Genomic DNA, 14231 nt, shown 5'->3' on the forward strand with positions numbered 1-14231 from the left:
AGGCTGTTTCGCATCCCCTGCGTCTCTATCGGCTGTATTAGGGCACATAGCTGCGGCATACTCGGTCGCCTAATTGCCCGGAACCCGCTATGCGCCCACTTGCACTAATCGCCTTGACCCTGATGCTCACCGCTTGCGGCGACGGCGAATCGCTTTTGCCCGCGGACGCCCGCCTGCCGGACGGTGGACGTTATCGCGGCGACCTGGTCAACGGATTGCTGCAGGGACAGGGCCGCATCGACTACCCGAACGGCAGCTGGTACGCCGGCGAGTTCGACCAGGGCCAATGGCATGGCCAGGGTGAGTGGCATGGCAGCAATGGCGAGGTCTATCGCGGCCAGTTCAAGCAAGGTCTGTTCGATGGCCAGGGCACCCTGACCACCAGCGCGGGCAGCTACACCGGCGGCTTCAAGCTTGGCCGACGCGACGGCGAAGGCACCCTCAAAGAAAACGGCATGATCTACCGCGGCGAATTCAAGGCCGACCAATACTCCGGGCTCGGTCGCCTGGAGCTCGAAGACGGCAGCGCCTATCAGGGCCAGTTCGCCCACGGCAAGCCCAATGGCGAAGGCCAACGCAGCGACGGCAGCGGCAATCAATTCACAGGGCACTTCGTCGACGGCCAGCTGGAAGGTAACGGAACCTTCAACAGCGCTGAAGGCGACATCTATGTCGGCGGGTTCAAGAACAACCAATTGCACGGCAAGGGACGATATGAAAATGCCGACGGCGACGTATGGCTGGGTCAATTCAAGGAAGGCTCGCTCAACGGCAAGGGCGAACTGATCGGTGCCGACGGCAGCCATTACATCGGACACTTCAGCGATTGGCGCTTCACCGGCCAAGGCCGGCTGAACCTGGCCGACGGCAGTTTTTACACCGGCCAGTTCGACAACGACACTTACTCCGGACGCGGCACCCTGGTCCTCACCGACGGCGCCGTACTCAGTGGCACCTGGATCAACGGCCAGCGTGTGCGCGACGCCGAGGGCAAATTGCTGCCCGACACCCTTGAACTTGGCTTGCTGGCCCAGGGGCGCTTGCTCGAAGAAGCGTTCACCAATGTTCCAGCCTCGACCCCGGCGGTGGAGCTCTACACCCTGACCCTTGGCGGCGACGGCAAGCAAAGCGTGTTCCTGCGCGAATCCGACTATGTCGCGAACATGCTCACCAGCCGCTTCGGCGCCTATGGCCAGATCCGCCTGGTGAACCATCGCGACCACCTCGGCGACCGGCCGATGGCCACCCGGGAAAGCCTGCGGCGCTCCGCCCAGACGCTGGCCGAACGCAGTGGCCCTGAAGACCTGATTTTCATCTACCTGACCAGCCACGGCACCAGCGAGCACGAACTGGTGCTCGACCAGCCGCGCATGGAACTGGCCGATCTGCCGGCCGACGAGCTGGCCACCGTGCTGGCGCCACTGAAAAACCGCGACAAGATCATCGTGATTTCGTCCTGCTACTCCGGCGGTTTCATCCCTGCCCTGAAGGACGAACGCACCCTGATCATGACCGCTTCGCGCGCTGACCGCGTGTCTTTCGGCTGTTCCGAAGAAGCCAACTTCACCTACTTCGGCGATGCCCTGTTCGCCCGGGCGCTGAACCAGACCGATGACCTGGAGCAAGCCTTCAAATTGGCCAAGGCCACCGTCGCCGAGCGCGAGCTGGCAGACAATTTCGAAGCCTCCGAACCGCAGATCTGGGCGCCTAAAACCGTGCTCTCGCACTGGCAACTGTTACGTAAGCAGCAGGCAAGAAAAGCCCTGCAAAGTGTCTCCATTGACAGCAAGGATACAAAGAACAACTAAGCTGAACAGTATCAAGGGAGAAACACTATGTACTTGACGCCTCAGCACGTGCTACTTGCCGGAGCCACCGGTTTGACCGGTGAACACTTACTTGATCGCTTGCTCAACGAGCCAACGATATCGCGAGTATTGGCCCCCTCGCGCCGCCCGCTGGCCGAGCATCCCCACCTGGAAAACCCGGTGGGCGATCCCTCTGAATTTCTGCCGCAATTGAACGGCCGCGTCGACATCGCCTACTGCTGCCTGGGCACCACCATCAAGCAGGCCGGCTCGGAGCAAGCGTTTCGCGCGGTGGACCTGGACATGGTGGTGGCTTTCGCCAAACGTGCCCGGGAGATGGGTGCACGGCACCTGATCGTGATCAGCGCCCTGGGGGCCGATCGCCGATCCTCGATTTTCTACAACCGGGTCAAAGGCGAAATGGAACATGCATTGCGTGCGCAGGACTGGCCGCAGCTGACCATCTGCCGCCCGTCATTGCTGCTGGGCGAACGCACCGAGCCACGCTTGGGCGAGCAATTCGCCGGGCCCTTGTCGAAACTGATTCCCGGCAAGTACCGAGGCATAGAAGCCTGCCAATTGGCCCGCGCCATGTGGCGCCTCGCCCTGGAGGAGCAGGATGGGGTGCGGATTGTCGAGTCGGATGAGTTGAGGAAGTTGGGCAAGTAATTCAAAAGATCGCAGCCTGCGGCAGCTCCTACATTGGGAAGGTGTTCACCCTGTAGGAGCTGCCGCAGGCTGCGATCTTTTGTCTTTACAACCCGCCGGTTGCCTGGAAACTCACGCCAATCACCGTCAGCAACGACAACGGCAACAACAGCGTGTCGAGCAACGCACTGGCCGGCAAATCAACGCCAGGATAGCTCGGTGCCTCGGCGCCAAAACGGTCCACCGCGCAACAACCGCCATTGAGCGCATACAGATCCAACCGCGTCCCTGAGTACACCACGGGCGCTCCCGGCTTTGCCGCATCCAGCGTACGCGCGGTGGCACATCCCGCCAGCTGTAGCGCCAGCACGATCACCCACCACTTATTCATCGCAGGCCAAGTGGTGTTCACCCCAACGCGGCAGCATGTCCTGGGGAATGTTCAGCAGATTGAGGATGCGCGCCACGACGAAATCGATCAGGTCGTCGATGGTTTGCGGCTGATGATAAAAACCCGGCGATGCCGGCAAAATCGTCACGCCCATGTTCGACAACTTGAGCATGTGCTCCAGATGGATGCTCGAGTATGGCGCTTCACGGGGCACCAGGATCAGCTGGCGGCGCTCCTTGAGGGTGACATCGGCGGCACGTTCGATCAGGTTGTTGCAGGCCCCCGTCGCGATGGCCGACAAAGTCCCGGTGGAGCACGGCACGACTACCATCGCTGCCGGCGCGCCAGAGCCCGAAGCCACCGGCGACATCCAGTCTTCCTTGCCATAGACCCGGATCTGCCCGGCGGCAGCCCCGGTGTATTCAGTGAGGAAGGCTTGCATCGCCTGGGGCTTGGCCGGCAGCGTGACGTCGGTTTCCGTGGCCATCACCAGTTGCGCGGCCTTGGAAATCAGGAAGTGCACTTCGCGATCTTCGCGCACCAGGCAATCGAGCAGGCGCAAGCCGTACTGGGCGCCGGAAGCGCCAGTCATCGCCAGCGTGATGCGGTCCGGACCGTTACTCATTTAAGCGCCTCGGCCAACTTGCCGTGCAGGCCGCCGAAGCCGCCGTTGCTCATGATCACCACATGAGTGCCAGGCTGGGCCTGACTCTTGACCCGCTCGATGATGCCTTCCAGCGAGTCGCTGACGATCGACGGTACCGTGCAGAGCGCGGCGGTGCCTGCCAGATCCCAACCGAGATTGGCCGGCGCATACCAGATCACCTGGTCGGCATCGACAACGCTCTCCGGCAAACCGTCACGGTGTGCGCCAAGCTTCATGGAATTGGAGCGCGGTTCGATGATCGCAATCAACGGCGCATCGCCAATGCGCTTGCGCAGGCCGTCGAGCGTGGTGGCAATGGCCGTCGGATGGTGGGCGAAGTCGTCATAGATGGTAATGCCACGCACCTCGGCGACTTTTTCCATCCGTCGTTTCACGCTCTTGAAGGCGCTCAAGGCAGCGATGCCCATGGCTGGCACCACGCCAACATGGCGCGCTGCGGCCAAGGTGGCCAATGCGTTGGCCACGTTATGCTGGCCCGTCATGTCCCACTCGACCACGCCTTGGGCGACGCCTTCGAACATCACTTCGAACTTCGAGCCATCGTCGCTGAGCAGCTTGACCTGCCACTGCCCCCCCGCGCCGGTGGTTTGCACCGGGGTCCAGCAACCCATCTCGATGACGCGCAGCAAAGCCGGTTCGGTGGTCGGATGAATCACCAGGCCTTCGCTCGGGATGGTCCGCACCAGATGGTGGAACTGTCGCTCGATCGCCGGCAGGTCCGGGAAGATATCGGCGTGGTCGAACTCCAGGTTGTTCAGGATCGCCGTGCGCGGACGGTAGTGAACGAACTTGGAGCGCTTGTCGAAGAACGCGCTGTCGTATTCATCGGCTTCGATCACGAAAAACGGTGTGTCGCCCAAGCGTGCCGACACCGAGAAGTTCTGCGGCACACCGCCGATCAGGAAGCCCGGGCTCATGCCCGCGTGCTCCAGCACCCAGGCGAGCATGCTGCTGGTGGTGGTCTTGCCATGCGTACCGGCGACCGCCAGTACCCAGCGGCCTTGCAGCACGTGGTCGGCCAGCCATTGCGGGCCGGAGACATAGGGCAGGCCTTTGTTCAGCACGTACTCGACCGCCGGGTTGCCGCGCGACATGGCGTTGCCGATGACCACCAGATCAGGGGCCGGGTCCAGTTGCGCCGGGTCGTAGCCCTGGGTCAACTCGATGCCCTGCGCCTCGAGCTGAGTGCTCATCGGCGGGTAGACGTTGGCATCGGAGCCGGTCACGTGATGGCCGAGCTCTTTGGCCAGAACCGCCATCGAACCCATGAAAGTGCCGCAGATACCCAGAATATGAATGTGCATAGTCGACCTCGTAAAACATGGCCGCAGGTTAGCGTAGGGGGGAAAAATTCGCACCTTTGTTTCGCCCTCGCGGACGCCATCGCGAGCAGGCTCGCTCCCGCAGTAGATCTGGGTCAGCTCCCGAATTGTGAATTCACCCCATTCCTGTGGGAGCGGGCTTGCCCGCGATTGGGCGCGACACGATCTACCGCGCTATGCCGTGTTTACGCAATTTTCGATACAGGGTATTGCGGCTGACCCCAAGCTGTTCAGCCGTATTTGTCATATGCCACCGCGTGTGCTCCAGCGCATTCAACAGCGCCAGGCGCTCGGCATCTTCCAGGGGATGTTCGCAGGGCTCTTCAATTTTCGGAATGACCACCGGACGCGCCTGGCGAATCATCGCCGGCAGATCCTCCAGGCCGATGCGGCCGCCATCACACAGCGCCGCTAACGTACGCAACACATTGCGCATCTGCCGCACGTTGCCCGGCCAGGCAAACCCCAATAACGCCTCGCGCGCCGGCCCGTCGATCAGCACGGTTTCCCCGCGCGCCTCTTCGGCCAGCAAAAAGTCGAGCAACTGCGATTTGTCACCGCGCTCGCGCAACGCCGGCAACGCGACTTCCAGGCCATTGAGGCGGTAATACAGGTCCTCGCGAAAACTGCCGTCCTGCACCCGATCCAGCAGATTGCGGTGCGTGGCACTGATGATCCGCACGTTGACCGACTCCGGTTCGCCACCGATCGGCACTACTTGCCGATCTTCCAGCACGCGCAACAATCGAGTCTGCAAGGCCAGAGGCATGTCACCGATTTCGTCGAGGAACAAGGTCCCACCATCGGCCTGCTGCAGCTTGCCGCGCATGCCCTCCTTGCGCGCGCCGGTGAAGCTGCCGCCGCGATAGCCGAACAGCTCACTCTCGATCAGGCTTTCAGGGATGGCCGCACAATTGAGGGCGACGAAGGCTTTTTCCGCGCGCTGACTGGCATGGTGCACGGCCTTGGCGAAGGCTTCCTTGCCCGAACCGGTTTCGCCGTTGATCAGCAATGGCACGTCCCGTTCGTACACACGCAGGGCCTTGCGGAAATCCGCCTGCAACGTCGGATCGCCCAGGCAGATGCCCGACAAGCGCGGGCGATCTTCAACCGCAGGGCTCGGCACCAACGGCACCGGCACCGTTCGCGCTTGCCCGCGTAACACGGCGAACAGGTGGCGTCCGTCCCGGGTACGCAGTGGCCAGCTAGCGCTGGCATTGACGCTCGCGCGGCCGAGCAGTTCGTCCAGCGAGCAGTCGAAGTACGCCTCCACCGGTTTGCCCAGCAAGCCACCACGGATATGCCCCAGCAGGTTCAGCGCACTCTGGTTGACCGCGCAGATCCGCCCTTCTCCGTCGAACGCCAGCAGCCCTTCACTGAACAAACCGACGGACTCGGCCTGCAGGTGAAAACGCAGCAGCCATTGATTATCGAAACAACGCAGGAAATAGCAGCTCTCGATCATCTTCGCCGACAGATTGACCAAGGCCATGGTGTGGAACTGACTCTGGCGCGATACCTCGTGCCGGGCAGAGGACACGTCGAGTACCGCCAGCAGCTCGCCGTGCGGATCGAATACCGGGCTGGCCGAGCAGGTCAGGCCCGTATGCCGGCCTCGGAAATGTTCGTCCTGATGGATGGTCAGCGACTGGCGCTCCACCAGGCAGGTGCCAATGCCGTTGGTGCCTTCACAGGCCTCACTCCAGTCGGCACCCAGCCAGAGGCCGGCACGCTCGAAAATCTTGCGCTCGGCCGGCGCCGTTACGCAATTGAGGATGACGCCGCGCGCATCAGTCAACAGTACGGCGTGGCCGGCACCGGAGAGTTGCTGATGAAGACTGGCCATTTCATTGCCGGCGATGTGCAGCACCTGCTGCAATCGTTCGCGGCTTTCCAGGACGCGGCCATGCTCCAGCACCGTCGGCGCCATGTTCAGGGCCGGGTCGAGGTGATAGTCCTCAAGGCAGCGCAGCCAGGAACGGGCGATGGACGGATCGCTTCCGGGGCCGTGCAGGTGGGTTTTACCCTGGGTCACGGTCAACACTTGCTGGGCATGGCGACTCAAATGGTTGTCGTGCATTTCTTATTATTCTCCCCCCGAAAGGTTCACGCAGAGGTGATGCAGCGTCTGAGCATCCTCCAGCCTGTACCACATTGCAATGCTGGCAAGGCCGCTCAGTCACAGGCTGTGCCAGAACCGGTACAAAGTGTCACAGGGACTGTACCGAAAGCGTCACAGGCGCCACCCGCCCGTCCGACAAAAACCACGCAAGGCCTTGATTTACCTGACCTGCAAGGCAGTGGCCCGACCTTTGCTCTACGCTTAAAGCAAGCGCACATGCGCGTCTTCCTTATAAGTACAAGAACCCAAGGAGAAATCATCATGCGTTACGCTCACCCCGGTACTGAAGGCGCTATCGTTTCGTTCAAAGCCAAATACGGTAACTACATCGGCGGCGAGTTCGTCGCGCCTGTCAAAGGTCAGTACTTCACCAATACCTCGCCAGTAAATGGCCAACCGATTGCCGAATTCCCGCGCTCCACGGCTGAAGACATCGACAAAGCCCTGGACGCCGCCCACGCGGCCGCCGATGCCTGGGGCGCCACGTCCGCCCAGGCGCGCTCGCTGGTGCTGCTGAAAATCGCCGACCGCATCGAGCAAAACCTCGAAGTCTTGGCAATCACCGAATCCTGGGACAACGGCAAGGCCGTGCGCGAAACCCTCAACGCCGACATCCCGCTGGCCGCCGACCACTTCCGCTACTTCGCTGGCTGCATCCGCGCCCAGGAAGGCAGCGCCGCCGAGATCGACGGCAACACCGTGGCCTATCACATCCATGAACCCCTCGGCGTGGTCGGGCAGATCATCCCGTGGAACTTCCCGATCCTGATGGCCGCGTGGAAACTCGCCCCAGCCCTGGCCGCCGGTAACTGCGTGGTGCTCAAGCCCGCCGAGCAAACCCCACTGGGCATCACCGTGCTGGTCGAGCTGATCGGCGACCTGCTGCCGCCCGGCGTGCTGAACATCGTGCAGGGTTTCGGTCGTGAAGCCGGCGAAGCCCTGGCCACCAGCAAGCGCATCGCCAAGATCGCCTTCACCGGCTCGACCCCGGTCGGCTCGCACATCATGAAATGCGCGGCCGAGAACATCATTCCGTCCACCGTAGAGCTGGGCGGCAAGTCGCCGAACATCTTCTTCGAAGACATCATGCAGGCCGAACCGTCCTTCATCGAGAAAGCCGCCGAAGGCCTGGTGCTGGCGTTCTTCAACCAGGGCGAAGTCTGCACCTGCCCTTCCCGCGCTTTGGTGCAGGAGTCGATCTACGACGAATTCATGCAAGTGGTGATGAAGAAGGTCCTGCAGATCAAACGCGGCGACCCGCTGGACACCGACACCATGGTCGGCGCCCAGGCGTCCGAGCAGCAGTTCGACAAAATCCTTTCGTACCTCGAAATCGCCAAGGGCGAAGGCGCTGAACTTCTGACCGGTGGCAAGGTGGAAAAACTCGAGGGCAACCTGGCGAGCGGCTATTACATCCAGCCGACCCTGCTCAAGGGCACCAACAAAATGCGCGTGTTCCAGGAAGAAATCTTTGGCCCGGTGGTGAGCATCACCACCTTCAAGGACGAAGCCGAAGCCCTGGCCATCGCCAACGACACCGAGTTCGGCCTGGGTGCCGGCCTCTGGACCCGCGACATCAACCGCGCCTATCGCATGGGCCGCGCCATCAAGGCCGGTCGCGTGTGGACCAACTGCTACCACCTGTACCCGGCGCACGCCGCGTTCGGTGGCTACAAGAAGTCCGGCGTCGGCCGTGAAACCCACAAGATGATGCTTGACCACTATCAGCAGACCAAGAATTTGCTGGTGAGCTACGACATCAATCCGCTGGGTTTCTTCTAACCCGGCGCAGTACCGCGTAACGGCTTTCGCGGGCAAGTCGGATCGCCGCACCGCTCGCTCCTACAAAGGATCACGCAGTACCTGTAGGAGCTGGCTTGTCGGGTCGCCGCATCGCAGCGAAGGCGCCCTTAATGACACGACACTCAATGCCTGGCCGCTCTGGCACGGCCTTTGCGTGCCCGCTTCACACACAAATGCAATTCCCGAAAGTCCAACACGATCAAAAAATAAAAAGACAGCGAGGACTTATGACAGCTACCACACAGCTCAAACCCACACTCGGCACCCTGCATCTCTGGGGCATTGCCGTTGGCCTGGTGATCTCCGGCGAGTACTTCGGCTGGAGTTACGGCTGGGGCACCGCCGGGACCCTCGGGTTCCTCGTCACCGCCCTGATGGTGGCAACGATGTACACCTGTTTCATCTTCAGTTTCACCGAACTGACCACGGCGATTCCCCATGCCGGCGGGCCGTTTGCCTATAGTCGGCGAGCCTTCGGTGAAAAAGGCGGGTTGATCGCCGGCATCGCCACCCTGATCGAATTTGTTTTCGCGCCCCCGGCCATCGCCATGGCCATCGGCGCCTATCTGAATGTGCAATACCCGGAACTGGACCCGAAAATCGCCGCCGTTGGCGCCTACTTCGTGTTCATGACCCTCAATATTCTCGGCGTCAGCATCGCCGCCACCTTCGAACTGGTGGTCACCGTGCTGGCCGTCGCCGAACTGCTGGTATTCATGGGCGTGGTTGCACCCGGCTTCAGCTTCAGTAACTTCGTGCTCAACGGCTGGTCTGGCGCCAACGAATTCACCATGGGCTCGATTCCCGGCATTTTCGCCGCCATTCCCTTCGCGATCTGGTTCTTTCTCGCCATCGAAGGTGCGGCCATGGCCGCCGAGGAAGCCAAGGACCCGAAACGCACGATTCCCAGGGCTTACGTCAGCGGCATCCTGACCCTGGTGTTCCTGGCCATCGGCACAATGGTGATGGCCGGTGGCGTCGGCGACTGGCGTCAACTGGCAAATATCAACGACCCACTGCCCCAGGCCATGAAAGCGGTGGTCGGCAACAATTCAACCTGGATGCACATGCTGGTCTGGATCGGCCTGTTCGGCCTGGTGGCGAGTTTCCACGGGATCATTCTCGGCTACTCGCGACAGTTCTTCGCCCTGGCCCGCGCCGGTTACCTGCCGCGCAGCCTGGCCAAGCTCTCGCGCTTCCAGACACCGCACCGGGCGATCCTCGCCGGTGGCGTGATCGGCATTGCCGCCATCTACAGCGATGGCCTGGTCAACCTGCAAGGCATGTCGCTGACGGCGGCAATGATCACCATGTCGGTATTCGGTGCCATCGTCATGTACATCATCAGTATGCTGAGCCTGTTCAAACTGCGTAAAACCGAGCCGAACCTGGAGCGCACCTTCCGCGCACCGGGCTATCCGATCGTACCGGGGATTGCGCTGTTCCTGGCGGTGGTATGCCTGGTGGCGATGGCTTGGTTCAACACCTTGATCGGCCTGATCTTCCTTGGCTTCATGGCCGCCGGTTACCTGTATTTCCAGCTGACCGCGCGGCAACGCTCCGAAGCACCGGCGGACGCTATGCTCGAAGGTATCTAGTTGCACCGGCGCCGAGCCATGAGGCTGGCGCCTGCATTATTGAAGTGCACACCGATTCCCTGTGGGAGCGAGCCTGCTCGCGATTGCACCACCGCAGTGTAAATGCCAGATCGCGTTGCCCGCATCGCGAGCTGGCTCGCTCCCTCAAGGGTCGATCGTGAACCGCAGACTTCTACATAACAGGAGGCCCCGCCCCATGGCCGTTTATGCCCATTCCGTCGGCGCCCAGACCTACCGCTTCGAAAATCTCAAGGAAGTGATGGCCAAGGCCACCCCGGCCCGCTCAGGGGACTACCTGGCCGGCGTCGCCGCGCTCAATGACGGCGAGCGCGTCGCTGCGCAGATGGTGTTGGCCGACATCCCGCTGAGCCACTTCCTGCAGGAAGTCCTGATTCCCTACGAGACTGATGAAGTCACCCGTCTGATCATCGACACCCACGATAAACAGGCTTTCGCAGTGGTCAGCCACCTCACCGTCGGCGGTTTTCGCGATTGGCTGCTCAGCGACGACGCCGACGAACAGGTCCTGCGCGCCCTCGCCCCCGGCCTGACCCCGGAAATGGCGGCCGCCGTCTCGAAGATCATGCGAGTACAGGACCTGGTGCTGGTGGCGCAGAAAATCCGCGTCGTCACGCAGTTCCGCGGCACCCTTGGCCTGCGCGGCCGCCTGTCCACCCGCCTGCAACCCAATCACCCCACTGACGAACCGGCCGGCATTGCCGCGAGCATTCTGGATGGCCTGCTGCACGGTAACGGCGATGCCATGATCGGCATCAACCCGGCCACCGACAGTATCGCCTCGATCTGCGCCATGCTGGATATGCTCGATGCAATCATCCAGCGCTACGAAATCCCGACCCAGGCCTGCGTATTGACCCATGTCACCACCTCGATCGAAGCGGTCAATCGCGGCGTCCCCCTGGACCTGGTGTTCCAGTCGATCGCCGGCACCGAGGCGGCCAACGCCAGCTTCGGGATTAATCTGAATGTGCTCAAGGAAGGCTACGACGCCGGGCTGAGCCTCAATCGCGGTACCCTCGGCAGCAACCTGATGTATTTCGAAACCGGCCAGGGCAGTGCGCTGTCGGCCAATGCCCACCACGGCGTCGATCAACAGACCTGCGAAACCCGGGCCTACGCCGTGGCGCGCCATTTCAACCCGTTCCTGGTGAACACCGTTGTCGGCTTCATCGGCCCCGAATACCTTTACAACGGCAAGCAGATCATCCGCGCCGGCCTTGAAGACCACTTCTGCGGCAAGCTGCTGGGCGTGCCGATGGGTTGCGATATCTGTTACACCAACCATGCCGAGGCCGATCAGGATGACATGGACACCCTGTTGACCCTGCTCGGGGTCGCCGGGATCAACTTCATCATGGGCATCCCCGGCTCCGACGACATCATGCTCAACTACCAGACCACGTCGTTCCACGATGCGCTTTACGCCCGGCAAACGCTGGGGCTCAAGCCTGCGCCGGAATTTGAACAATGGCTGGCGAAAATGGGCATTTTCACTCAGCCGGACGGCAAGGTCCTCTTCGGTAACAGCCTGCCGCCGGCCTTCCGCCAGGCCTTGGCGCAATTGGGATGAGTGTCGATATGGAAAAACCACCCTTTGATCCGCACAACCCGTGGCTGGAGCTGCGACGCCTGACCCCTGCACGCATTGCCCTGGGCCGCACCGGCACCAGCCTGCCCACCCGCGCCCAGCTGGACTTCCAATTTGCCCACGCCCAGGCGCGAGACGCCGTGCACTTGCCGTTTGATCATGCATCCCTCAGCGAACAACTGGCCGAATGCGGTCGTGACAGCCTGTTGTTGCACAGCGCCGCGCCTGATCGCAACAGCTACCTGCAGCGCCCCGATCTGGGGCGCAAGTTGAGTGTGGAGTCGGCAAAAAAACTGCGCCAATACGCCGCCGCCAATCCTGCCGGGGTCGATCTGGCAATCGTGGTCGCCGATGGTTTGTCTGCATTGGCAGTGCATCGCCATACATTGCCGTTCCTGGTGCGCTTTTCAGAGCAGAGTTCAGCCGACGGATGGTCAATGGCACCTGTAATATTGGTGGAACAGGGCCGGGTCGCCGTAGCCGACGAGATCGGCGAACTATTGGGCGCAAAAATGACCGTGATCCTGATCGGCGAACGCCCTGGCCTGAGCTCTCCAGACAGCCTGGGATTATATTTCACCTACAATCCAAAGGTCGGCCTGACCGACGCCTATCGCAACTGCATCTCGAATGTGCGCCTCGAAGGCCTGACTTACGGCATGGCGGCACACCGTTTGCTTTATTTGATGCGCGAGGCGTGCCGGCGACAGCTATCCGGAGTCAACCTGAAGGACGAAGCGCAGGTGCAAACGCTGGAGTCGGACGCAGGAGCGGACATTAAAGGAAATTTCCTACTTGATACGCCCCAAACCTGAATCGCTTCTGCATTGCGCTTTCTCACCTTTTTCAGGCAGGATCGGACGAACGGCTGCCAGTGAGTACCCTTTGCCGCCAAAGCACGTGAAGACAGCCACTTGAAGACGAGACCTACCATGCGGATTATTCAAGCGACCCTCGAACACCTGGACCTGCTCACCCCATTGTTCGTCAAATATCGCGAGTTCTATGGCTCCCTGGCATACCCGGACTCGTCCCGGGCGTTCCTCGAGAAACGCCTGCGACGCAAGGAATCAGTGATTTACCTGGCCCTGTCCGATGATGACAGCAACAAACTGTTGGGCTTCTGTCAGCTGTACCCAAGCTTCTCTTCGCTTTCGCTGAAACGCGTGTGGATCCTCAATGACATCTACGTTGCCGAGGAGTCTCGCCGCCAGTTGGTGGCCGACAACCTGATCCGCACCGCGAAGAAAATGGCCAAGGAAACCAACGCCGTGCGCATGCGCGTGTCCACCAGCAGCAACAATGAAGTGGCGCAGAAAACCTATGAATCCATCGGATTCAAGGAAGACACCGAGTTCAAGAACTACGTGTTGCCGATCAGCGACGAGTTGTAAGATCACAAAAGATCGCAGCCTTCGGCCGAAGGCTGCGATCTTGTATTCAATACATTCCGAAATTCCCTGCTACAAACCCTACGCGCTTTTCACTTCCCAGCCCGTATAATTCCGTTCTTTCCGGCTTGTAAGAAAACTACCTCCTGTCTGTAGTCTTACGCGAAGTCATCCGCAGGCCTGCCGAATCGGGCCGTTACCACAGGTGTCGTCAATGGATTTCAACCCGCTCGATCTCGTCCTGCATCTCGATGTCTACCTCGATTTGCTGGTCACCAACTACGGGCCATGGATCTACGCCATTCTGTTTCTGGTGATCTTCTGTGAAACCGGCCTGGTGGTCATGCCCTTCCTACCGGGCGATTCACTGCTGTTCATCGCTGGCGCCGTCGCGGCCGGTGGCGGCATGGACCCGGTGCTGCTGGGCGGTTTGCTGATGCTCGCGGCGATTCTCGGTGACAGCACCAACTACATCATCGGACGAACGGCGGGCGAACGATTGTTCAGCAACCCGAACTCGAAGATCTTCCGGCGCGACTACCTGCAGCAAACCCACGACTTCTATGACAAACACGGCGGCAAAACCGTGACCCTGGCGCGTTTCCTGCCGATCATCCGTACCTTTGCCCCCTTCGTCGCCGGCGTCGCAAAAATGCCTTACCCGCGTTTCTTCGCCTTCAGCGTGCTGGGCACGATTCTCTGGGTCGGTGGCCTGGTGACCCTGGGTTACTTCTTCGGCAACGTCCCCTTCATCAAATCGAACCTGTCGCTGCTGGTGGTCGGCATTATCCTGCTGTCGCTGGTACCAATGATCATTGGCGTTGTGCGCAGCCGTCTTGGCGGTTCGAACTCCAAAACCGCCTCGCGCTGAA

At 61.1% G+C, this 14231-nt stretch carries 12 protein-coding genes; 8 read left to right on the forward strand and 4 right to left on the reverse strand.

Translation table 11 applies throughout. From position 1 onward, the window contains the following. Positions 1-89 precede the first annotated feature (89 nt). Positions 90-1808 (forward strand): C13 family peptidase, encoded by a 1719-nt coding sequence (locus OH720_RS28200; RefSeq protein ID WP_272603683.1) that lies wholly within the window; start codon positions 90-92, stop codon positions 1806-1808. Between the two features lie 27 nt (positions 1809-1835). Further along, positions 1836-2477, forward strand: coding sequence for an oxidoreductase (locus OH720_RS28205; RefSeq protein WP_180204462.1), 642 nt, complete (start codon positions 1836-1838; stop codon positions 2475-2477). Between the two features lie 85 nt (positions 2478-2562). Here the strand turns inward: OH720_RS28205 and OH720_RS28210 are convergent, their stop codons facing one another. The 4 genes from OH720_RS28210 to OH720_RS28225 form a co-directional block, all read right to left on the reverse strand. Then, positions 2563-2847: a YceK/YidQ family lipoprotein gene (locus tag OH720_RS28210; RefSeq protein WP_272603684.1), complete on the reverse strand. Its 285-nt coding sequence runs from the start codon at positions 2845-2847 to the stop codon at positions 2563-2565. Continuing rightward, on the reverse strand, positions 2840-3472 hold the full coding sequence (ubiX, locus tag OH720_RS28215; protein ID WP_272603685.1) for a flavin prenyltransferase UbiX: 633 nt from the start codon (positions 3470-3472) through the stop codon (positions 2840-2842). The genes OH720_RS28210 and ubiX overlap by 8 nt, the downstream gene beginning before the upstream one ends. After that, positions 3469-4818, reverse strand: coding sequence for a UDP-N-acetylmuramate:L-alanyl-gamma-D-glutamyl-meso-diaminopimelate ligase (mpl, locus tag OH720_RS28220; RefSeq protein ID WP_008065937.1), 1350 nt, complete (start codon positions 4816-4818; stop codon positions 3469-3471). The genes ubiX and mpl overlap by 4 nt, the downstream gene beginning before the upstream one ends. Positions 4819-5002: 184 nt before the next feature. Then, positions 5003-6916, reverse strand: a complete 1914-nt coding sequence (locus OH720_RS28225; RefSeq protein ID WP_272603686.1) for a sigma-54-dependent Fis family transcriptional regulator — start codon at positions 6914-6916, stop codon at positions 5003-5005. Between the two features lie 303 nt (positions 6917-7219). On the opposite strand from OH720_RS28225, the gene exaC reads away from it, so the two are divergent. From exaC to OH720_RS28255, 6 genes are all read left to right on the forward strand, one after another. After that, positions 7220-8740 (forward strand): acetaldehyde dehydrogenase ExaC, encoded by a 1521-nt coding sequence (gene exaC / locus OH720_RS28230; protein ID WP_272603687.1) that lies wholly within the window; start codon positions 7220-7222, stop codon positions 8738-8740. 248 nt (positions 8741-8988) lie between these two features. Then, complete coding sequence (gene eat, locus OH720_RS28235; protein WP_272603688.1) at positions 8989-10359, forward strand: ethanolamine permease; 1371 nt, start codon at positions 8989-8991, stop codon at positions 10357-10359. A gap of 196 nt (positions 10360-10555) precedes the next feature. Beyond that, positions 10556-11950, forward strand: coding sequence for an ethanolamine ammonia-lyase subunit EutB (locus tag OH720_RS28240; protein WP_272603689.1), 1395 nt, complete (start codon positions 10556-10558; stop codon positions 11948-11950). Continuing rightward, entirely contained in the window at positions 11947-12783 is an 837-nt protein-coding gene (gene eutC, locus OH720_RS28245; protein WP_442967242.1) for an ethanolamine ammonia-lyase subunit EutC, read from the forward strand. Before OH720_RS28240 ends, eutC begins: the two co-directional genes overlap by 4 nt. A gap of 117 nt (positions 12784-12900) precedes the next feature. After that, a complete protein-coding gene (locus OH720_RS28250; RefSeq protein WP_008059461.1) occupies positions 12901-13362 on the forward strand; it encodes a GNAT family N-acetyltransferase in 462 nt (153 codons plus the stop codon). Positions 13363-13573: 211 nt separating this feature from the next. Next, positions 13574-14230, forward strand: a complete 657-nt coding sequence (locus tag OH720_RS28255; protein WP_008059462.1) for a DedA family protein — start codon at positions 13574-13576, stop codon at positions 14228-14230. Position 14231: the final 1 nt, after the last annotated feature.

The organism is Pseudomonas sp. WJP1 (assembly GCF_028471945.1).
Lineage (GTDB): Bacteria > Pseudomonadota > Gammaproteobacteria > Pseudomonadales > Pseudomonadaceae > Aquipseudomonas.

Bases quoted from the DNA above. Each gene is read 5' to 3' on its own strand.
- OH720_RS28200 (WP_272603683.1), top strand. From the start codon at position 90: ATGCGCCCACTTGCACTAATCGCCTTGACCCTGATGCTCACCGCTTGC.
- OH720_RS28205 (WP_180204462.1), top strand. From the start codon at position 1,836: ATGTACTTGACGCCTCAGCACGTGCTACTTGCCGGAGCCACCGGTTTG.
- OH720_RS28210 (WP_272603684.1), bottom strand. From the start codon at position 2,847: ATGAATAAGTGGTGGGTGATCGTGCTGGCGCTACAGCTGGCGGGATGT.
- ubiX (WP_272603685.1), bottom strand. From the start codon at position 3,472: ATGAGTAACGGTCCGGACCGCATCACGCTGGCGATGACTGGCGCTTCC.
- mpl (WP_008065937.1), bottom strand. From the start codon at position 4,818: ATGCACATTCATATTCTGGGTATCTGCGGCACTTTCATGGGTTCGATG.
- OH720_RS28225 (WP_272603686.1), bottom strand. From the start codon at position 6,916: ATGCACGACAACCATTTGAGTCGCCATGCCCAGCAAGTGTTGACCGTG.
- exaC (WP_272603687.1), top strand. From the start codon at position 7,220: ATGCGTTACGCTCACCCCGGTACTGAAGGCGCTATCGTTTCGTTCAAA.
- eat (WP_272603688.1), top strand. From the start codon at position 8,989: ATGACAGCTACCACACAGCTCAAACCCACACTCGGCACCCTGCATCTC.
- OH720_RS28240 (WP_272603689.1), top strand. From the start codon at position 10,556: ATGGCCGTTTATGCCCATTCCGTCGGCGCCCAGACCTACCGCTTCGAA.
- eutC (WP_442967242.1), top strand. From the start codon at position 11,947: ATGAGTGTCGATATGGAAAAACCACCCTTTGATCCGCACAACCCGTGG.
- OH720_RS28250 (WP_008059461.1), top strand. From the start codon at position 12,901: ATGCGGATTATTCAAGCGACCCTCGAACACCTGGACCTGCTCACCCCA.
- OH720_RS28255 (WP_008059462.1), top strand. From the start codon at position 13,574: ATGGATTTCAACCCGCTCGATCTCGTCCTGCATCTCGATGTCTACCTC.